Genomic DNA, 19495 nt, shown 5'->3' on the forward strand with positions numbered 1-19495 from the left:
TCATGAGCAACCCTCCGTAGGAGCGGCTTCAGCCGCGAACGGGGCTTGGCCGGTAAAGCCCGTTCGCGGCTGAAGCCGCTCCTACGGGCTACGCAGATTGCCGCTACTTCGCACTGTTCTTCGCCGCGTAGCCCTGCGCCTGGCGCATCATCCGCAGCACGTTGCCGCTCCGGATGTCGGCGGCATCCGCGCATGCGGGGCAGTGCTGGATGCCGCCCCCGAGATGATCCACACCGTGTCCTGCGAGAACAGCCCTGCGTAGGAGCGGCTTCAGCCGCGAATGGGGCTTGGCCGGTAAAGCCTCTTTCGCGGCTGAAGCCGCTCCTACGGGGTACGCAGATTGCCGCTACTTCGCGCTGTTCTTCGCCGCGTAGTCCTGCGCCTGGCGCATCACCCGCAGCACGTTGCCGCTCCAGATGTTGGCGATCTGCGCCTCGCTCAGGCCGCGGCGCTGCAGCCAGGCGGTGATTTTGGGCAGGTCGGTGATGTCGGTCATGCCCGGCAGGCCGCCGCCGCCGTCCCAGTCCATGCCGATGCCGACATGGTCGGGGCCGACCACGTCGAGGATGTGAGCGAAATGCACGAAGAAATCGTCCAGCGTCGCGCGTCGACGCGGCAGGCGCTGGTCGAGTTCGGCCATCGCCCGCGCCAGTTCCACGCCCTTCTCGATGGGCATGTCGTCCCAGCCGCCCAGCCGCTTCTCGAGCGCTTCCTCGGCCTGCCGGCGTTCATCGCCGGGGGTCTCGTCGACGAGGTAGCCGCCATAGGCGTTGACCTGGATCACCCCGCCCTTGGCGGCGAGCTGGCGCAGGCGCGCGTCGTCGAGGTTGCGCGGGTGGTCGAACACCGCCTTGGACGCGCTGTGCGAGAGGATGAACGGCACCGGCAGCATCGCCGCCAGGTCGTCGAACACCGCGTCGGACGCATGCGACTGGTCGATCACGATGCCCAGCCGCACCGCTTCCTGGACCAGCGCCTTGCCGGCCGGGCTCAGGCCCTTCCATTCGGCGCCCTTGGGATCGGTGGCCGAATCGGCGAATTCGTTGTTGGCGAAGTGCACCGCGGACAGCATGCGCAGGCCGGCCTTCTGGTAGAAGCCCAGCAGCGACGGGTCGGCCACCAGCGGGCTGCCGTTCTCCATGCTGATGTAGACCACGCGCTTGCCGGCGGCCTTGATCCGCGCCGCGTCGTCGGCGGTGAGCGCCAGCTGGAACCTGTCCGGATGCGCGGCCAGCATCTCGCGGATCTCGATCAGCCGCATCAGGCCGTGGTCGCGCTCGGCCAGGTGCGCGGCGGCACTGCGGTCGCCCTGGTCGGTGTAGATCGCCCAGAAGCCGCCGTCGAGCGCGCCGTCGAGCATGCGGGGGTAATCCACCTGCGACAGCGCGTTGTGGTCGTGGCGATGCAGGATGTCGAAGCCGGGCCGGGCGAAGTTGGCCGGCGTGTCGAGGTGGCTGTCCAGGGTCAGCAGGCGCTGCTGCAGCGCCTTGGCGCGGGCCAGCTCGGCCTGGGTGAATTCGATGGCATGGGCGGACAACGGGACGCCCAGCGCCAGGGCGAGCAGCAGGGACAGACGACGCAGCGACATGCGGGCCTCGGGATCGGGGAAAGGCCACGACCATACCGCCGCCGCGGCGCGGACCGGTAGTACCCGCCGTTGCTACGGCCATAGCCGCCGGGCATGGCTCCCGATCCGCACGCTATGGGAGCGACCGTTGCCGCTCCCCTGGAATACCCCGCTCAGTCCACCACGCGGCAGAACACCGCCTTGAGATAGCGCGATTCCTGCACGTGCGCCATGAACGGGTGGTCCGGGCCGGCGCCGGCCACCTTCAGGATCTGGATCGTGCGGCCGGAATAGAACGCGGCGCGGCGCAGCATGTCCAGGAACTGCTCCTCGGACACCAGCCCGGTGCAGGAGAACGTGGCGAACAGGCCACCGGGCTTGACCACGCCCAACGCCAGCTTGTTCATGTCCAGGTACTTCTTCAGCGCGTTGATGACCTGGTCGCGGTCGCGGGTCATCTTGGCCGGGTCCAGGATCACCACGTCGTACTGCTCGCCGCGGTTGGCGGCATCGCGCAGCCACGGGAAGATGTCGGCCTGCACGAACTTGGGCCTGGCGTTGTTGAGCCGCGCGTTGCCCTTGGCGATCTGGATCACGTCCTGGTCGATGTCCACGCCCAGCACCTCGCTGGCGCCGCGCGCGGCCGCATAGACCGCGAAACCGCCGGTGTTGCAGCACAGGTCGAGCACGCTCCGGCCTTCGACCTGCTGGCTCAGCCACTGCCGGTTCTCGCGCTGGTCGGCGAAGAAGCCGGTCTTGTGCGCGCCGGCCGGGTCGGCGCGGAACTTCACGCCGTACTCGGTGATGACCGCCGGTTCGGTGGTGGTGTTGCCGTGGAAGTCGAAGCTTTCCTGCTTCTGCACGTGCTCGTCGGCGAAGCTGTGGAAGCGGCAGCCCGGGAACTGGGCGCGCAGCGCCTCGTAGATCCATTCGCGGTGGCGGAACATGCCCGCGGCGAAGAACTCGACCACGACCAGGTCGCCGTAGCGGTCCACCACCAGGCCGGACAGGCCGTCGCCCTCGCTGTGCACCACGCGCCAGGCGTCGGACACCGCGTCCAGCTTCAGCACGTCGCGGCGCAGCGACACCGCCTCGGCGATCCTGCGGAAAAACCAGGCCTGGTCCACGTCCACGTCCTGGCGGGTTTCCAGGATGCGCACGGCGATGCGCGAATGGCCGTTGTAGAAGCCACGGCCGATCCATTCCCCGTCCACGCCGACCACGTCGACGATGGTGCCGGGCTTGGGCCTGGCGGCGGGCTTTTCGACCAGTTTCTGGAAAATCCACGGGTGGCTGGAGCGCCACGCGTTCTTCAGGCGTACGACGGGAAGGGGGGTATTCATGGGCGCCATTGTAGCGGGCGCCGGCCCGCCGCCGCGGCGCGTTCATTGACGGCAAAGGCCGCAGGCGGCACTATCCGGGCCTGAAGGGGAGTAGCTCCCAGACGTTGTCGCCGTCAGTTCGAGCCGCAGGGCTCCGGTGCAACGGCAGTTCCGGCCGACGGAACTGTGAGCGAGACCTTCGCCGCAATGGCGAAGCTCTGTCCCCGGTCTCCCCCGATTCCGTGTCCAGTTCCTGGCCCCTGCGGTCCCGAGAACCTCCACAAGACCGGAACTCCCATGATCCAGACAATCGGTAATCCCTGGCTTTGGGGCGGCTTCATCGCCGTCGTCATCGCCGCCCTGTTGATCGACCTGGTGCTGATGCGCCATGGCGGCCCGCACAAGGTGACCTTCAAGGAGGCGCTGCTGTGGTCGGTCGGCTGGGTCGCGCTCGCCCTGGCCTTCAATGCCGGCCTCTGGTACTACCTGAACGAAACCGCCGGCAGCGCGGTGGCCAACGAGGTCGGCCTGCAGTTCCTGACCGGCTACCTGATCGAGAAGGCGCTGGCGGTCGACAACATCTTCGTGTTCCTGCTGATCATGGGCTACTTCGCGGTGCCCGAGACGCAGCGCCAGCGCGTGCTGATCATCGGCATCCTCGGCGCCATCGCGCTGCGTACGGTGATGATCTTCGCCGGCACCGTGCTGGTCAGCCAGTTCCACTGGCTGCTCTACGTATTCGGCGCGTTCCTGCTGTTCACCGGCTGGAAGATGTGGTTCGCCGCCGGCCAGGAACCGAGCCTGGACGACAACCCGGCGCTGAAGTTCATGCGCCGGCACCTGCGCATCACCCACGAGTACAACGGCAACCGCCTGGTCGCCGAGAAGGATGGCGTGCGCTGGTTCACGCCGATGTTCGTGGTGCTGATCCTGATCGCGGTCACCGACGTGATCTTTGCGGTGGACTCGATCCCGGCCATCTTCGCCATCACCACCGACCCGTTCATCGTGCTGACCTCGAACGTGTTCGCGGTGCTGGGCCTGCGCGCGATGTTCTTCCTGCTGGCCGGCATGGCCGACCGCTTCCACCTGCTGCCATACGGGCTGGCGGTGATCCTGGGCTTCATCGGCGCCAAGATGCTGCTGATCGACGTGTTCAAGATCCCGGTGCCGGTGTCGCTGGGCGTGGTCGCGGCGATCCTGGTGGTGACCATGGTGCTGAGCGTGAAGCTGCCGCCGCGCGGCAAGGCGTAGGTGCGGGGCTGGTAAAGCCTGCCGGGCAAGCCCGGCAGCCACAGCTGCCTTTCGTTCCTCTTCACTCGTTCCTGCCCGATTGTCCCGCCGGTGGCACACCGGCTTCCCGAAGCGGCGCCCTTGCATTCATCGCGGGGCGCCGCAATCCCGAGAACCATGGACACTTCCAACACGCCCGACACCGGCGACACGCCGGCCACCGACCGCAGCGACCGCCGCCGCGTGCTGCGTGCCTTCAACCTGAGCCTGGGTTTCGTGCTGTTGCTGGTGGCGATGTTCGCCCTGCAGCAGACCGGCTGGGACTGGCGCCCGTGGGCGGTGGGCCCGCACGACACCGCCGGCCTGCTGGGCCTGCTCGGCGCGCCGCTGCTGCACGGTTCGGTCGAACACCTGGGCGCCAACGCGGCGGCGCTGCTGATCCTCGGCACCCTGGCCGGCGGCGTCTACCCGAAGGCGACGCTGCGCGCCCTGCCGCTGCTGTGGCTGGGTTCGGGCATCGGTGCGTGGATGCTGGGCGAACCCGGCAGCCATCACCTGGGCGCCAGCGGCGTCACCCACGGCCTGATGTTCCTGGTGCTCGGGCTGGGCCTGCTGCGCCGCGACCGCGCCGCCATCGCCGCCGGCATGATCGGCGTGCTGTTCTACGGCGGCATGGTGATGACCGTGCTGCCGCACGAACCCGGTGTGTCGTGGCAGTCGCACATGGGCGGCGCCGCGGCCGGCGTCATCGCCGCGCTGCTGTTCCGCCACGCCGACCCGCTGGCGCCGCGCAAGCGCTACAGCTGGGAAGACGAGGACGAGGAAGACGACGCCGCGCCGCTGGCCGACGCCGAACTGGAGCCGCCCTCCCCCGGCCAGGTGCCGGTGCTGTGGCAGCCGCGCGAGGGCCGCGACTACGAGGTGGTGGTGCAGCTGCGGCCGCGCACGCGCCGCGAGTAAGGCGCAGACCGGCGCCGGCGGCAAGCGCGATCAGGGTGCCGGCACTTCGCCGCCGTCCACCGCACGCCGGCCCAGCGCGGGGTCGTCGGTGAAGAAGGCATCGACGCCGGCCTGCAGATAGGCGCGGATCTCGGCGACCGAGCCGGGCGGGTTGCGCGCGTCCGCCGCGCCCTGGCGCAGGGCGGCAGGCAGGAACGGGTTTTCCGGACGGAAGGTATAGGCCACTACCTGCAGGCCGGCGGCATGTGCATCGGCGATCAGCGGCGTGGGCGCGGCCAGCCGGCCCTGCGCGTCCACCGGCAGCAGGGCGCGACGCTCGACGCCAATCGCATCGGCGTAGGTGGCGACCTCGCGCAGACCGGCGGGCGTCATCATGCGCGCATAGGTCAGCTCGCCGCCGGCCAGCGCCACGTCCGCGGGCCTGGCCTCGGCTTCGTCCAGCAGCTGCAGCAGGCGAATGTTCGACGGCCTGCCGATGCGCGCGCGCAGCTGGCGCAGGTTGGCGGTCTCGAACGACTGCACCAGGATCGGCGCGACGTTGGTATAGGGGTTGCCGCGCAGGGTGTCGAGCAGGCGCTCCTCCATCGGCAGGCCGATGCCGCGGAAGTAGCTGCCGTGCTTGATTTCGGGTGCCAGGCCGATGCCGCGCCCGGCACGCCGCGCCTGCTGCACCAGGAACGCGACGATCTCGTCCAGCGTGGCGATGCGGAACTCGCCGTCGAAGGCGGTGCCGCGCAGCTCCGGCAGGCGTTCGCGCGCGTGCAGCGTTTTCAGTTCGGCAAGGGTGAAATCCTCGGTGAACCAGCCTTCGATGCGCTGGCCGTCGATCACCTTGGTGGTGCGGCGCGCGGCGAACTCCGGGTGCGCGGCGACGTCGGTGGTGCCGCCGATCTCGTTCTCGTGGCGCGCCACCATCACCCCATCGCGGGTCATCACCAGGTCCGGCTCGATGTAATCGGCGCCATCGACGATGGCCTGCGCGTAGGCCGCCAGCGTGTGTTCGGGCAGCAGCGCGCTGGCGCCGCGGTGCGCGTACACCGGGACATGCGCGAACGACGGGGCGGGAGCAGCGGCCATCGCCGCCGAGGATGCCATGCACACGCCCGCCACCACAGCCACCACCGCTCTGCCGAACACCGCCCGCTCCTGTTTTCCGTCATGGAAAGAAGCGGGAGTGTGCAGCGCGCATGTGACCGGCATGGGACAGGCCCGTGCTCCCGTAGGAGCGGCTTCAGCCGCGATGGGCCTTCCGGTAAAGCTCCATCGCGGCTGAAGCCGCTCCTACGTTGTTTCAGGGCGGAAGCCGTTGCCAGCCTCCAGCACCGGCATGCAGGCGGCCAGTGATGCCGATGGCCTGCAGGAATGCCTCGTCATGCGCGGCCACCAGCAGCGTGCCGGGCCAGTCGCGCAGCATCGTTTCCAGCGCCTGCATCGAATCCAGGTCGAGATGATTGGCCGGCTCGTCCAGCAGCAGCAGCTGCGCCGGCGGTTGCGCATACAGGGCGCAGGCGAGCGCCAGCTTCATGCGTTCGCCGCCGCTGAGCGCCTCCACCGGCTGCTGCGCATGCCCGGCCTCCAGGCCCAGCAGCGCCAGGCGGGTGCGCAGCTCGGCTTCGGGCATCGCCGGGTTGGCATGGCGCAGCTGTTCCATCGCCGACGCCTCCGGTACGGGCAGGGCCAAGTGCTGGTCCAGCCAGGCGTGGGGCGCGTTCACCTGCACCGCTCCGCGCAGGGGGTGCAGCCGGCCCGCCAGCACCTTGAGCAGCACCGACTTGCCGCTGCCGTTGCGGCCGGTGAGCGCCAGCCGCTCGCCACGGCGCAGCAGCAGATCGATCTTCGCGTGCGCGCCTTCGACGAACGGCAGCGCCACGTCTTCCAGCACCGCCACGCGTTCGGGCGCGGCACCGGCCGCGTCGGCGGGCAGCAGCACCACGGGAGCGGCCGCTTCGACCTCGGCGGCGGCCTGCCGCACCTGCGCGTCCAGCCGCTCGCGCTGCTGTTGCTGCTGCAGCTGCGCCTTGCCGGCGCTGGCCTGCGCGCGCTGCTTCTGCCGGCCGAGCAGGATCGGCGCCTGGTTGGCGCGCGCGGCCCGGCGGTTGCCGCGGGCGGTGCGGCGCTCGCGTTGCTCCTGCTGCTCGCGCAGCGCCTGCTCGCCCTGGCGGCGTTCGTGGCGACGCTGCTGCAGGGTTTCCGCGGCCAGCCGCCGTTCCTCGCTGCTGCGCGCCGCGTAGAACGCGTAGTTGCCGCCATGGCTGCGCAGGCCGAGCGGGGACAGCTCGACGATGCGCTGCATGTCGCCCAGCAGTTCGCGGTCGTGGCTGACCACCAGCAGGCCGCGCGGCCAGCGCCGCAGTTGTTCGCGCAGCCGTTGCCGGCCCTGCGCGTCGAGATGGTTGCTGGGCTCGTCGAGGATGAGGAAATCGGCTTCGGACAGGAAGGCGCCGGCCAGGGCCACGCGCATGCGCTGGCCGCCGCTGAGCTGGTGCACCGGCGTGTCGGCCGAGACGCCATGCAGCTGCATCCCCTCCAGCTCGGCCTGCAGCTGCTCACGCAGCTGCCAGCGATCGCCCAGCGCCTCGAAATCGGCGACGTCGCTGCTGCCCTGTTCGATACGATGCAGCGCCGCCAGCGCATCGCCCAGTCCGGCGAGGTCGGCAACGCTGGCGGTGGGCGGCGCGTCGATCTGCTGCGGCAACCACGCCACCGGCCCGGAGCGCAGGCAGCGCCCGCGCGTGGGCGCCAGGCGGCCGGCCAGCACCTGCGCCAGCACGCTCTTGCCCACGCCGTTGCGCCCGACCAGCCCGGTCGGTCGCGCGTCGAAGGTTTCGTCCAGATCGGAAAACAGCAGCCTGCCGTCCGGCAGCTGCCAGCAGACGCGTTCAAGCGTCAGGAAGGGAGTCGTGGTCATTGCATTCCATCCATGCCCGGATCACCCGGCTGCCGGCGGCAGCGGGACTTCGCGAGGCCTCACCAGCGCGTGCTGGCGGGGCGGGCATCAATGGCGCATTGGACCGGACTCCTTCGAGGAACAGAGCCGCCATCACGGCGGCAGGGGTGAAGACTAACCGGCGACGGATGAACGGTTCAATGCCGGTGGCCGGTCACTTGCCGATGCAGAAGCTGGAGAAGATGCGGCCCAGCAGGTCGTCGGCGGTCATGCGGCCGGTGATTTCGCCCAGTGCGTCGTGCGCCAGGCGCAGTTCCTCGGCGGCCAGTTCCAGCTGGTCGTAACGCAGCTGCACATCGGCGGCGTCCAGATGCGCGGCAGCGCGGACGATGGCCTGCACATGGCGCAGGCGCGCGGAGAATTCGCCCTGCTGGCCTTCGCCGGCACCATCGCCGGCAAGTTCGCGCAGGCGCGCGTGCAGCTGCTCCAGGCCCTGCCCGTTGGCGGCGGAAATCGCGATCGTGTCGTCGCCCAGCCGTTGCGGCCACTGCGGCAGCAGGTCGCACTTGTTGAGTATCCACAGCTGCCGCGCGGCCTGCGCCGCGGCGTCGCCGATGGCCTGCCGGCCCGCTTCCGGGTCGCGCGCGTCCAGCACCACGATGGCCAGGTCGGCGCGCTGCATTTCGGCGCGGGCGCGGCGCATGCCTTCGCGCTCGATGGCGTCGCCGCCTTCGCGCAGGCCGGCGGTGTCCACCAGCTCCAGTTCCAGGCCATCGATGCGGATGGTTTCGCGCAGGGTGTCGCGGGTGGTGCCGGCGATGTCGGTGACGATGGCGCGCTCGCTGCCGGCCAGCGCGTTGAGCAGCGAACTCTTGCCGGCGTTGGGCGGGCCGATCAGCACCGCATGCAAGCCGTCGCGCAGCTTGCGCCCGCGTTCAGCATCGAGGCGCAGCCGGGCGAGCGCCTCACGCGCGTGCTCCACGCCGGTGCGCACCTGCGCGCCGCCCAGCGTATCCAGCGGTTCGTCGGCGAAGTCGATGGCGGCCTCGACGTGGATGCGCAGCCGCACCAGCTGCTCGGCCACGTCCTCCACGCGGCGCGAGAACACGCCGTCGAGCGAGCGGCGCGCGGCGCGGGCGGCGCGCACGTCGCCGGCGGCGATCAGGTCGGCGATGGCCTCGGCCTGGGCCAGGTCGAGCTTGCCGTTGAGGAAGGCGCGCTCGCTGAACTCGCCGGCCCGCGCCTGCCGCGCGCCCAGCTCGATGCAGCGCGCCAGCAGCTGGCGCAGGACCACCGGGCTGCCATGGCCCTGCAGTTCCACCACGTCCTCGCCGGTGAAGCTGCGCGGGCCGGGGAAGTACAGCGCGATGCCGTCGTCGATCACCTCGCCGGCCGCATCGCGGAAGCGCGCGTAGTGCGCATGACGCGCTTGCAGCGTCGGGCAGCCAAGTCCACGGGCGATCGACGCCGACCGCGGACCAGAAAGACGCAGGATGCCGACCCCGCCGGCAGCGGCGCCGCTGGCGATGGCGATGATGGTGTCGGTGGATGCATTCATGGCTCAGAGCTTCTGCAGCTGCGCGCGCGCCTGCGCGGCGCCGCTGCCCTGCGGCTGCAGCGCCAGGTAGGTGGTGTAGGCCTGCTTCGCCCTGGCCTTGTCGCCGCCCTGGAAGTAAGCGTCGCCGAGGTTGAGATGGGCCACCGCGCGCGAAGGGTCGATCTTCAGCGTGTTCTCCAGCCAGCGCGCCGCTTCCGCGTAGCGCTGCTGGCGGTAGTAGACGAAGCCGAGGTTGTTGGCGGCCTGGGCGAAATCCGGGCGCAGCTTCAGCGCTTCGGTGAACTGCGCCACCGCCTCGTCGTAACGCTTCTCGCGGTACAGCTGCAGGCCGCGGTCGTTGGCCTGCTGCGCGCGCTGGCGATCGGACGTCGGCACCGCGGCCGGCACCACCAGCGTACTGCTGCCGCCCTGCAGGCCGGCCACCTTCACCGCGGCCTCGTTGCCGCCCTGCGCCGCATCGACGCGGCTGTTGAGCGCGATGGCATCGGCCGACAGCTGGGTGGTGTCGGCGTTGAGGAATTCCTGGCTGCCGGGCACCTGGAACACGAACTCGCCGCCCTGCGAGCCGGGCAGGCTGCCGAACGCCGGCGTCTGCCGCGATACCGCCGACACCGCCGGCGCGACGTAGGCAGCGAGCTCGGTGCCGGTGATCAGCCCGTCGCCATTGAGGTCGCCCTTGCCGGACAGCGCCTGCAGCAGCACCCAGGTGAACACCGAGTGGCCGTTGGGGCCGCTGTCGGCGACCTGCTGGTCGGCGCCGCCGGCGGTGAGCATCTGCCGTGCGGTGCGGCGCGCGTTCTCGCGCAGGAACGACGACGAGGACGGGCCGCCGCGGGTCAGGCCCAGGCCGCTGTAGCAGGCATCCATCACGAACAGCACGTGCTTGGCCTGCAGGCTCTCGGCGATGTTCTGCACGTCGGTCATGGCGATGGCGTCGGTGGCGAACTCCTCCGGGTCCGAATCCACCGGGATGATGTAGCCCAGATCGCGCCCGGAGGCCAGCTGGCGGGTGGCGCCATGGCCGGCGAAGAAGACGAACACGCGGTCGTTCTTCTGCGTGCGGCCATCGGACAACCGGTCGTGGAACGCGGCCAGGATGTTGTTGCGGGTGGCCTCGCGGTTCTTCAGCACGATCACCTGCGAGGACGGGAAGCCGAACTGGCCGGTCAGGGTGTCGGCGATGGCCTGCGCGTCGCGGCTGGCGTATTCGAGCTTCGGCCACTTCGCGTAGTCGTCGATGCCGATGACGATGGCCCATGACTTTTCGTAGCCGGTGGTGACGGTGGCCGCGCTGCCGGCGTCGCGTCGCGCGCGGCCGACGGAGAAGTCGCGGCCGTTCCAGCCGGCGAACTGGTAGCCGTCGGCGATCAGCCGGTCCAGGATCTGCGGCAGCGCCTTCACCGCGCGGTCGTGGATGTCATGGAACAGGATGATGCCGCGCTGTTCCTTCTGCACCTGGTCGAGCACGCGCTGCACGATGGACTCCGGCACCGGATCGGCCCAGTCCATCGAATCGATGTTCCACATGATCGACTTCAAGCCGGCTTCGCCCAGCAGCTGCAGGCCTTCGGCGTTGCGCGCGCCGTACGGGAAGCGGAACAGCGGCGCGCGTTTGTCGCCCACGCTGCGCAGCAGTGCGTCGGTGCCCAGCACCTGTTCGCGCAGCGCGTCACCGCTGGTGCGCGAGAGCTGGGCATGGGTGAGGCTGTGGTTGCCCACAGCGTAGCCGTCGGCCATCAGCTGACGGCTGATGCCTGCCATCGCACCCAGCGTCACCTTGCCGTCGGCGCCGACGTTGCCGATGTTGCGGCCGACCTCGAAGAACACGCCAGGCACGTCGTAGCGCTTGAGGATGGCGGTGATCTCGTCGGTGTACGCCTTGTGCGGGCCGTCGTCGAAGGTCAGCACCACGGTTTTGGCCGGCAGGTCGCGGCCGAAGATCTCGCGCTCGCTGTCCTTCATCGACATCGGGTAGGGCTCGATCACGCCGTAGTCGCGCAGGATCGCCTCGCGGTCGTACTGCGCGCGCAGGCGGGCGACATAGTCCTCCCACTTCTCGCGCTTGAGCGCGATGGCGCGGGTGCGCTCGAAGCGGCTGAAGATGCGGGTGATCTCCTGGTTGTAGTTGCGCTCGATCTCGTCCAGCGCTTCCAGGTCCTCGCCGATGCGCTGATGCAGTTTCACCGCCGGCAGCGAGGAATCGGCGCCGATGCGCCCGTGCAGGTCGCGCAGTACTTCGCGGAAGGCCAGGCGGTCGGCATCGAACAGGTCCGGCGCCGATTCGATGTAGTCCAGCACCGCGCTCAGCGTGGCGAAGCGCTGCGGGCTGGCCGTGCGCAGCAGCGCATCGAACTGCGCGGCGATGGCCTGGCGCCGTTCCAGGCCATCGTGGAACAGCTGCTGGCCGATGCGGGTGGAGGTGGCACGATCCCGGTCGTTCTGCGCCTCCTCGTCGGCCAGCAGCACGATGATGCGGCGGTGGCTGTCCAGCTGCTGGCGCAGCGAGGCCAGCAGCGGCACAGCGGCGCCCTCGTCCGCCGCGATCGCGGCCTGCCCGGCCGGCGTGGCCGATGAGTGCGGATCGGCCGGCGTGCCACCACCGCAACCGGCCAGCAGTGCGGACAGGGCGATCGACAACAGGAAACCGCGCATTGCAGGAAGACGGGACATGGCAGGCGGACGAGCGGAGGCCGGAAGATTCTAGTGGAGCGGGGTCGGCCCCGCTGGCGTTGCAACAATTCCCGTAGGAGCGACTTCAGTCGCGATGGAGCTTTCCCGGCGATGCCCCATCGCGACTGAAGTCGCTCCTACAGGGAAGCTGCATCGCGCCGCACATGCGCAAAGCCCGCCTTGCGGCGGGCTTTGCGGGTTACTTGGCTTCGGCCTTGGTCGGCGGCGTCGGTGCTTGCTCGCCGTGCTTCTTGGTCATCCACCACTGCTGAGCCAGGCTCAGGCCGCCGTTGACCACCCAGTACAGCACCAGGCCGGACGGCATGAAAGCCATCATCACGCCGAACACCAGCGGCATGAACTGCATCATCTTCTGCTGCATCGGGTCCATGCCCGGCGCCGGCGTCAGCTTCTGCGTGAACCACATCACCGCCACGTTGATCACCGGCAGGATGAAGTACGGATCGCGCGCGGTCAGGTCCTGGATCCAGGCGAACCACGGCGCCTGGCGCAGTTCCACCGATTCCACCAGCACCCAGTACAGGGCGAAGAAGATCGGCATCTGGATGAGCAGCGGCAGGCAGCCGCCCATCGGGTTGATCTTTTCCTTCTTGTACAGCTCCATCATCGCGGTCTGGAACTTCTGGCGGTCGTCGCCATAGCGTTCCTTGAGCTGGGCGATGCGCGGCTGGAACTTGCGCATCTTGGCCTGCGACTTGTACTGCGCGTTGGCCAGCGGGAACAGCGCCAGCTTGAGCAGGATCACCAGGCCGATGATGGACCAGCCCCAGTTGCCGACCAGCTTGTGGACCTGGTTCATCACCCAGAACAGGCCCTGGCCGATGATGGCCATCAGCGAGAAGCGGCTGTAATCGACCACGCGCTCCAGGCCGGGCACGTCTTCCTTGGCGATCTGGTTGACCAGCTTCGGGCCGACCCACAGGCGCGCCTGGGTGCTGACCTTCTGGCCCGGCGCCACGGTGAAGCCCGGGCCGCGTGCCTCGATGACGTTGCGCGGGCCGTTCTGTGAGAGCAGGTACAGCGAGGCCTGGTCGGCCTGCGGAATCCACGCGGTGAAGAAGTGGTGCTGCAGCATCGCCACCCAGCCGCCGCTGACGGTCTGGTTGAGGTTGCCGTCCTCCAGGTAGTCGGAGAACGGGCGGCGCTGGTACTTCTTGTCCTTGTCGTACCAGGTGGCGCCGTTGAAGCTGAAGGAATCCGGGTTGGTCATGCTGCGGCTGAGGACCGCCGGCACGCGGTCGAGCTTGCGGAACACATAGCCCTGCCAGGGCGCGCCGCCGGCGTTGACCACTTCATCCTTCACGCCGATGGCGTAGTCGCCGCGCTTGAAGGTGTAGGTGCGATGGATGCTGACGCCATTGGGACCATTCCAGACGAACGGCACCTGCAGCTCGCCCTGGCCGTCGGCCAGGGTGTATTCCTTCGCCGCCTGCGCCGGCTGGAAACCGTTGGCGCCCGGCGCGGCCGAACCGCCCTGGCCCACCCAGCCGCTGGTGGCGCTGTACGGATGCGCCTTCTCTTCGGTGAGCAGCTGCACCGGCGGGCTGCCGGCGGCCTTGGTCTGCGGGAACTGCAGCAGGTCGGCGTCGAGCACGCTGCGGCCGTCGAGCACCAGCTTCAGCACGTCGGTGGTGACGGTGACGCGGGTCGCACCGCTGGCCGCTTCCATCGCGGCCGAAGGTGCGGTCGCGGCCGGCGCCTGCCCGGGCACCGCGGCCTGCGGCACGTTGCCGGCCGAAGGTGGCGCCAGGTCGGCGTCGTTGGCGGCCGGTACCGCCGGCTGGGTCGCGGCGACAGTGGCCGGATCCGGCGCGTTCTTCTCGCGGCCCCACTCCATCCACAGCAGCACCGCCACCATCAGCCAGGCGAAAATCAGGAATACACGGGTCTGGTTCATCAGCAGGCAGGCTCGGCTCGACCAGGCGGAGTGCCCGGCGCGTTCAAGGAAGAAGAGGGTTCGTTGCCCTCGCGCGGCGGCATTGTGCCGTCAGCGACCACCGCGGGCAATGCACCGGCGCGGCGGAGCAGGCGTATGAACGCCTCGCGGATCTGCCGGTTGTCGGCAAGCTTGGCCGCCGAGCGGGCGACCACGACGTAGTCTCCCCCGGCCATGTCTGCCCGGAGGTGGCGTGTGGCATCACGCAGCACACGCTTGATACGGTTGCGGCCCACCGACCGCGTATCGACCTTGCGCGACACGGCCAAGCCCAGCCGGGCGGGGGAATCCCCTTTCAGCCAGTGCAGTGTCATCAGCGGGTCGGATACACGGCGGGCGCCGTTGAAGACCGTTGTATATTCGGCACGCGTACGAACCCGCGCAGAGCGAGGAAATCGCTTGCGCGGGTCGGTGCTGCTCACAATCGGATTTGCATCTGCCGCACGGGGCGGCAACGCAATCAAGCGCTGAGGACTTTGCGGCCCTTGGCGCGGCGACGCGACAGGATCTTGCGGCCGTCAGCGGTCTTCATACGCGCGCGGAAGCCGTGATCGCGCTTGCGCTTGAGGTTGCTGGGTTGGAACGTGCGCTTGGTGGCCATGGGGGCACCTGTATGAATGGGACGGAAAGAACCGGAAATTCTATAGACCCTCCCCCCATCACGTCAAGCGCCGCACCGCCTGCCCTGCAAGGGTTTCATCCACAGGCTGTGGATGGATCTGTGAACAAGTCAGGGACAAGCATTCCCGCCCCCGCCACGCGGTGGTAGTCTGGGCCATCCACTTTCCCCCTTTCCGGCACGTGGCCGGGCGGCTTCCTGCGCCCGTCCCGCGTGCCTTCGACGATTATTCCTGATGGATGCCTGGTCCCGTTGTATCGAACGTCTTGAAGCGGAATTTCCGCCGGAAGATGTCCACACCTGGTTGAAGCCGCTGCAGGCCGACCAGCGCGCAGACAGCATGGTGCTGTACGCCCCGAACGCCTTCATCGTCGACCAAGTGCGCGAGCGCTACCTGCCGCGCATCAACGAGCTGCTGCGCTATTTCGCCGACATCACCGAGGTGCAGCTGGAAATCGGCTCGCGCCCGCGCGCGGTCGAGCCGGCGCCGGTCGCCGCTCCCGTGGCGGGCATCGCGGCCCCGGCGGCGCCGGTAGTGCCGTTCAACGGCAACCTGGACGCCCACTACACCTTCGCCAACTTCGTCGAGGGCCGCAGCAACCAGCTGGGCCTGGCCGCGGCTTTCCAGGCGGCGCAGAAACCGGGTGACCGCGCGCACAACCCGCTGCTGCTGTACGGCGGCACCGGCCTGGGCAAGACCCACCTGATGCTGGCCGCCGGCAATGCGATGCGCCAGGCCAATCCGGCCGCGCGCGTGCTCTATCTGCGGTCCGAGCAGTTCTTCAGCGCCATGATCCGTGCGCTGCAGGAAAAGACCATGGACCAGTTCAAGCGCCAGTTCCAGCAGGTGGACGCGCTGCTGATCGACGACATCCAGTTCTTCGCCGGCAAGGACCGCACGCAGGAGGAGTTCTTCCACACCTTCAACGCGCTGTTCGACGGCAAGCAGCAGATCATCCTGACCTGCGACCGCTACCCGCGCGAGGTCGAGGGCCTGGAAGCGCGGCTGAAATCGCGGCTGGCGTGGGGCCTGTCGGTGGCGATCGAACCGCCCGATTTCGAGACCCGCGCGGCCATCGTGCTGGCCAAGGCGCGCGAGCGCGGCGCCGAGATTCCCGACGACGTGGCGTTCCTGATCGCCAAGAAGATGCGCTCGAACGTGCGCGACCTGGAAGGCGCGCTCAACACGCTGACCGCACGCGCCAACTTCACCGGCCGTGCCATCACCACCGAGTTCGCCCAGGAAACCCTGCGCGACCTGCTGCGCGCCCAGCAGCAGGCCATCAGCATTCCCAACATCCAGAAGACCGTGGCCGACTACTACGGCCTGCAGATCAAAGACCTGCTGTCCAAGCGCCGCACCCGTTCGCTGGCGCGTCCGCGCCAGGTCGCGATGGCGCTGACCAAGGAGCTGACCGAGCACAGCCTGCCGGAAATCGGCGACGCCTTCGCCGGCCGCGACCACACCACGGTCCTGCACGCCTGCCGCCAGATCCGCACGCTCATGGAAACCGACGGCAAGCTGCGCGAGGACTGGGACAAGCTCATCCGCAAGTTGAGTGAGTAGGCCATCGGGATACCGGGAACGTCGAAGTGGCAGGGCCAGCGAATGATGCATCGACGCCACGCAGGCGTCATCGCACAAAACGGTGCATCATTCGGGGGCAGACGTTGGGGAATCTGTGGATAAAAACGCGCGCCCGGATCGGCGCAAAGTTGTCCACAGCTTTCCCCACCCGTTCCGGACCAGTAGTACAGAGGGTTTCGATGCAATGAAATCCTTTTAAAACAAATACTTGGGTGTGTTTTAAACCAAATCTGGCTCTACCAGCACCACCAAGCTTTTGATTTAACCCACATCTTTTAAAAGCATAGGGGCACGAAACCACATGCGTTTCACACTGCAGCGCGAAGCCTTCCTCAAGCCGTTGGCCCAGGTCGTCAACGTGGTCGAACGCCGTCAGACCCTTCCGGTTCTGGCCAACTTCCTGGTCCAGGTGCAGGGCGGCCAGCTGTCGCTGACCGGTACCGACCTGGAAGTGGAAATGGTCTCCCGCATTGCGGTCGAAGATGCGCAGGATGGCGAAACCACGATTCCGGCACGCAAGCTGTTCGAGATCATCCGCGCCCTGCCCGACGGCAGCCGCGTAACCGTGTCGCAGACCGGCGAGAAGATCACCGTGCAGGCCGGCCGCAGCCGGTTCACGCTTGCCACGCTGCCGGCCAACGATTTCCCGTCGGTGGACGAAGTCGAGGCCACCGAGCGCGTTGCGGTTCCCGAGTCGGCGCTGAAGGAACTGATCGAACGCACCGCCTTCGCGATGGCCCAGCAGGACGTGCGCTACTACCTCAACGGCCTGCTTTTCGACCTGCGCGACCAGCTGCTGCGCTGCGTGGCTACCGACGGTCACCGTCTGGCGCTGTGCGAGACCGCGCTGGAGAACAGCACCGGTTCCAAGCGCCAGATCATCGTGCCGCGCAAGGGCGTGACCGAACTGCAGCGCCTGCTCGAAGGCGGCGATCGCGAGGTCGAGCTGGAAGTTGGACGCAGCCACGTGCGCGTCAAACGCGACGATGTGACTTTCACTTCCAAGCTGATCGACGGCCGCTTCCCCGATTACGAAGCGGTCATCCCGATCGGCGCGGACCGCGAGGTGAAGGTGGACCGCGAGAGCCTGCGTGCGTCGCTGCAGCGTGCGGCCATCCTGTCCAACGAGAAGTACCGCGGCGTCCGCGTCGAAGTGACGCCCGGCCAGCTGAAGATCAGCGCGCACAACCCGGAGCAGGAAGAAGCGCAGGAAGAGATCGAGGCCGAGACCCAGGTCAGCGACTTGGCCATCGGGTTCAACGTGAACTACCTGCTCGATGCGTTGTCGGCGCTGCGCGACGAACACGTCGTGATCCAGCTGCGCGATTCCAACTCGTCGGCTTTGGTGCGTGAAGCCAGCAGCGAGAAATCCAGGCACGTGGTCATGCCGCTGCGCCTCTGACAGCAGTACGTTCCACGTGGAACAAGAGCCCGGCGCATGCCGGGCTTTTTTTTCGGTCGTCGGTTTGGAAGTTGTCTCGCGCTACCGGATTCAATCGGTGTTCCACGTGGAACTCCTGCTTCGCATCTGGTCCTGTTCGAGCCCGAAAGCGGTTTGTCCCTGTCTTCAATGCTTTAAATCTGGGAATAAATCAGAAGCTTGGTGATGATGGTAGGAGCAGATTTAATGTAGAAGTGGCTCATGTGGCTGTTTTTAAAGGGAATATGGCTGTCGAAACCCCTATGGGAATGTCGGGGATAGCGCTGTGGATAGCTGTGAACAAGTGGATCCGGAGCTGAAAGCAGGAAAACCATCCACAGGATGCCAAGTCCCCCTGTGCACGGGCTTTCCGCAGGCTTCCGGCTACTAGATGGATCCCTGGTGTAGGAAACTTCATCCCTTGTTCGGCCAGGTTGCACCCAAAGGGGAGACCAGCGACCGGATGCTTTAAGCTGCCGATTCCTTCCCGGGCTGGAACTGCCGGGACATCTGTTTCCGCCGAGCGTCAATGCACATCGTCCGTCTCTCCTTGAGCCGCGTTCGCCGGTTCGACTCCGTGGAACTGGCTCCCCGCCCCGGTATCAACCTGATCACTGGCGCGAACGGCGCGGGCAAGACCAGCCTCCTGGAAGCGCTGCATCTGATGGCATACGGGCGCAGTTTCCGCGGGCGGGTCCGCGACGGCCTGGTGCAGAAGGGCGCGGAGGCGCTCGACGTCTTCGTCGAATGGCGCGAACAGGCGGGTGCAGGACCGGACGGACGGGTGCGCAGGGCCGGGTTGCGTCACGGCGGACAGGTCTGGAAAGGCCGCCTGGACGGAGAAGATGTCGCCCAGCTGGGGTCGCTGTGTGCCGCGCTGGCCGTAGTGACCTTCGAACCTGGCAGCCACGCCCTGGTCAGTGGGGGCAGCGAACCTCGGCGGCGCTTCGTGGATTGGGGTTTGTTCCACGTGGAACCTGACTTCCTCCCCCTCTGGCGCCGATATACGCGAGCCCTGAAACAGAGAAATGCCCTGCTCAAAGCGGGCGCCGCGCCCCGGCAGCTCGATGCCTGGGACCACGAGCTGGCCGAAGCGGGAACCCCGCTCACCTCCAGGCGCCAGCATTACCTGGAACGCCTGCAGGAGCGGGCCGTGAGCATCGCCGCCGACCTCGCGCCTAGCCTGCAGTTGCAGGGCCTCGAGCTTCAGCCAGGGTGGCGGCGGCACGAAATGCCGCTGGCCGATGCGCTGCTCATGGCCCGCGACCGCGACCGCACGATGGGGCATACGTCGGTCGGGCCACACCGGGCCGACTGGACCGTGGTCTATGGGCAGATACCGGGGCGCGACGCGCTCTCGCGCGGACAGGCCAAGCTCACCGCCCTGTCCTGCCTGCTGGCGCAGGCCGACGACTATGCAACCCAGCGCGGCGAGTGGCCGGTGATCGCGCTGGACGATCTCGGAGCGGAGCTCGACCGGGACCACCAGCAGCGCGTTCTGCAGCGGCTCGCAGCCACGCCCGCGCAGGTGTTCATCACCGCGACGGAACCGCCGGCCGCACTCCAAGAACACGTGCGCCCGGCAGCCGTGTTCCACGTGGAACACGGCGCCATCCAGGCGCTGCAATGACCGTTCCGGGTGCGTAAGGGCCCGGCTGGTATACTTCCGACGACCCCCTCTTTACTCACGCCCCGGCCTTTCGGGTCGGCGTGT

The 19495-nt window shown here is 68.2% G+C and carries 14 protein-coding genes; 5 read left to right on the forward strand and 9 right to left on the reverse strand.

From position 1 onward, the window contains the following. Positions 1 to 346: 346 nt before the first annotated feature. The gene (locus ABTV91_RS02575) at positions 347 to 1588 is read right to left on the reverse strand and encodes a dipeptidase (RefSeq protein WP_433853086.1); all 1242 of its coding nucleotides are present in this window, start codon (positions 1586 to 1588) and stop codon (positions 347 to 349) included. 152 nt (positions 1589 to 1740) lie between these two features. Beyond that, positions 1741 to 2910 (reverse strand): class I SAM-dependent rRNA methyltransferase, encoded by a 1170-nt coding sequence (locus ABTV91_RS02580; RefSeq protein ID WP_433853087.1) that lies wholly within the window; start codon positions 2908 to 2910, stop codon positions 1741 to 1743. 279 nt (positions 2911 to 3189) lie between these two features. Here ABTV91_RS02580 and ABTV91_RS02585 point away from each other — a divergent pair, with 279 nt between their 5' ends. Both ABTV91_RS02585 and ABTV91_RS02590 read left to right on the forward strand, forming a co-directional pair. Next, complete coding sequence (locus ABTV91_RS02585) at positions 3190 to 4143, forward strand: TerC family protein (RefSeq protein ID WP_433854101.1); 954 nt, start codon at positions 3190 to 3192, stop codon at positions 4141 to 4143. A gap of 156 nt (positions 4144 to 4299) precedes the next feature. Continuing rightward, on the forward strand, positions 4300 to 5082 hold the full coding sequence (locus ABTV91_RS02590; protein WP_433853088.1) for a rhomboid family intramembrane serine protease: 783 nt from the start codon (positions 4300 to 4302) through the stop codon (positions 5080 to 5082). A 30-nt stretch (positions 5083 to 5112) separates the two neighbouring features. On the opposite strand, the gene ABTV91_RS02595 is transcribed toward ABTV91_RS02590, so the two are convergent. The 7 genes from ABTV91_RS02595 to rpmH form a co-directional block, all read right to left on the reverse strand. Further along, a complete protein-coding gene (locus ABTV91_RS02595) occupies positions 5113 to 6177 on the reverse strand; it encodes a glycerophosphodiester phosphodiesterase (RefSeq protein WP_433854102.1) in 1065 nt (354 codons plus the stop codon). Between the two features lie 196 nt (positions 6178 to 6373). Further along, complete coding sequence (locus tag ABTV91_RS02600; protein ID WP_433853089.1) at positions 6374 to 7990, reverse strand: ATP-binding cassette domain-containing protein; 1617 nt, start codon at positions 7988 to 7990, stop codon at positions 6374 to 6376. 193 nt (positions 7991 to 8183) lie between these two features. Then, positions 8184 to 9527 (reverse strand): tRNA uridine-5-carboxymethylaminomethyl(34) synthesis GTPase MnmE, encoded by a 1344-nt coding sequence (gene mnmE, locus ABTV91_RS02605; protein WP_433853090.1) that lies wholly within the window; start codon positions 9525 to 9527, stop codon positions 8184 to 8186. A gap of 3 nt (positions 9528 to 9530) precedes the next feature. After that, on the reverse strand, positions 9531 to 12197 hold the full coding sequence (locus ABTV91_RS02610; RefSeq protein WP_433853091.1) for a polysaccharide deacetylase family protein: 2667 nt from the start codon (positions 12195 to 12197) through the stop codon (positions 9531 to 9533). 199 nt (positions 12198 to 12396) lie between these two features. Continuing rightward, entirely contained in the window at positions 12397 to 14115 is a 1719-nt protein-coding gene (gene yidC / locus ABTV91_RS02615; protein WP_433853092.1) for a membrane protein insertase YidC, read from the reverse strand. Continuing rightward, positions 14115 to 14576: a ribonuclease P protein component gene (gene rnpA / locus ABTV91_RS02620; RefSeq protein ID WP_433853093.1), complete on the reverse strand. Its 462-nt coding sequence runs from the start codon at positions 14574 to 14576 to the stop codon at positions 14115 to 14117. Before rnpA ends, yidC begins: the two co-directional genes overlap by 1 nt. Positions 14577 to 14614: 38 nt before the next feature. Continuing rightward, positions 14615 to 14755, reverse strand: coding sequence for a 50S ribosomal protein L34 (gene rpmH / locus ABTV91_RS02625; protein WP_006404565.1), 141 nt, complete (start codon positions 14753 to 14755; stop codon positions 14615 to 14617). Between the two features lie 253 nt (positions 14756 to 15008). On the opposite strand from rpmH, the gene dnaA reads away from it, so the two are divergent. The 3 genes from dnaA to recF all read left to right on the forward strand — a co-directional run bounded on the left by dnaA (position 15009) and on the right by recF (position 19411). Next, positions 15009 to 16340 (forward strand): chromosomal replication initiator protein DnaA, encoded by a 1332-nt coding sequence (gene dnaA, locus ABTV91_RS02630; RefSeq protein ID WP_433853094.1) that lies wholly within the window; start codon positions 15009 to 15011, stop codon positions 16338 to 16340. 322 nt (positions 16341 to 16662) lie between these two features. Continuing rightward, on the forward strand, positions 16663 to 17763 hold the full coding sequence (gene dnaN / locus ABTV91_RS02635) for a DNA polymerase III subunit beta (RefSeq protein ID WP_433853095.1): 1101 nt from the start codon (positions 16663 to 16665) through the stop codon (positions 17761 to 17763). A gap of 547 nt (positions 17764 to 18310) precedes the next feature. Then, on the forward strand, positions 18311 to 19411 hold the full coding sequence (gene recF / locus ABTV91_RS02640) for a DNA replication/repair protein RecF (RefSeq protein WP_433853096.1): 1101 nt from the start codon (positions 18311 to 18313) through the stop codon (positions 19409 to 19411). Positions 19412 to 19495: the final 84 nt, after the last annotated feature.

This window comes from Stenotrophomonas nitritireducens (assembly GCF_050984405.1).
GTDB classification, from domain to species: domain Bacteria; phylum Pseudomonadota; class Gammaproteobacteria; order Xanthomonadales; family Xanthomonadaceae; genus Stenotrophomonas; species Stenotrophomonas nitritireducens_B.

Coding starts and splice junctions, on each gene's coding strand:
- ABTV91_RS02575 (WP_433853086.1), bottom strand. CDS start 1,588: ATGTCGCTGCGTCGTCTGTCCCTGCTGCTCGCCCTGGCGCTGGGCGTC.
- ABTV91_RS02580 (WP_433853087.1), bottom strand. CDS start 2,910: ATGAATACCCCCCTTCCCGTCGTACGCCTGAAGAACGCGTGGCGCTCC.
- ABTV91_RS02590 (WP_433853088.1), top strand. CDS start 4,300: ATGGACACTTCCAACACGCCCGACACCGGCGACACGCCGGCCACCGAC.
- ABTV91_RS02595 (WP_433854102.1), bottom strand. CDS start 6,177: ATGGCATCCTCGGCGGCGATGGCCGCTGCTCCCGCCCCGTCGTTCGCG.
- ABTV91_RS02600 (WP_433853089.1), bottom strand. CDS start 7,990: ATGACCACGACTCCCTTCCTGACGCTTGAACGCGTCTGCTGGCAGCTG.
- mnmE (WP_433853090.1), bottom strand. CDS start 9,527: ATGAATGCATCCACCGACACCATCATCGCCATCGCCAGCGGCGCCGCT.
- ABTV91_RS02610 (WP_433853091.1), bottom strand. CDS start 12,197: ATGTCCCGTCTTCCTGCAATGCGCGGTTTCCTGTTGTCGATCGCCCTG.
- yidC (WP_433853092.1), bottom strand. CDS start 14,115: ATGAACCAGACCCGTGTATTCCTGATTTTCGCCTGGCTGATGGTGGCG.
- rpmH (WP_006404565.1), bottom strand. CDS start 14,755: ATGGCCACCAAGCGCACGTTCCAACCCAGCAACCTCAAGCGCAAGCGC.
- dnaA (WP_433853094.1), top strand. CDS start 15,009: ATGGATGCCTGGTCCCGTTGTATCGAACGTCTTGAAGCGGAATTTCCG.
- dnaN (WP_433853095.1), top strand. CDS start 16,663: ATGCGTTTCACACTGCAGCGCGAAGCCTTCCTCAAGCCGTTGGCCCAG.
- recF (WP_433853096.1), top strand. CDS start 18,311: ATGCACATCGTCCGTCTCTCCTTGAGCCGCGTTCGCCGGTTCGACTCC.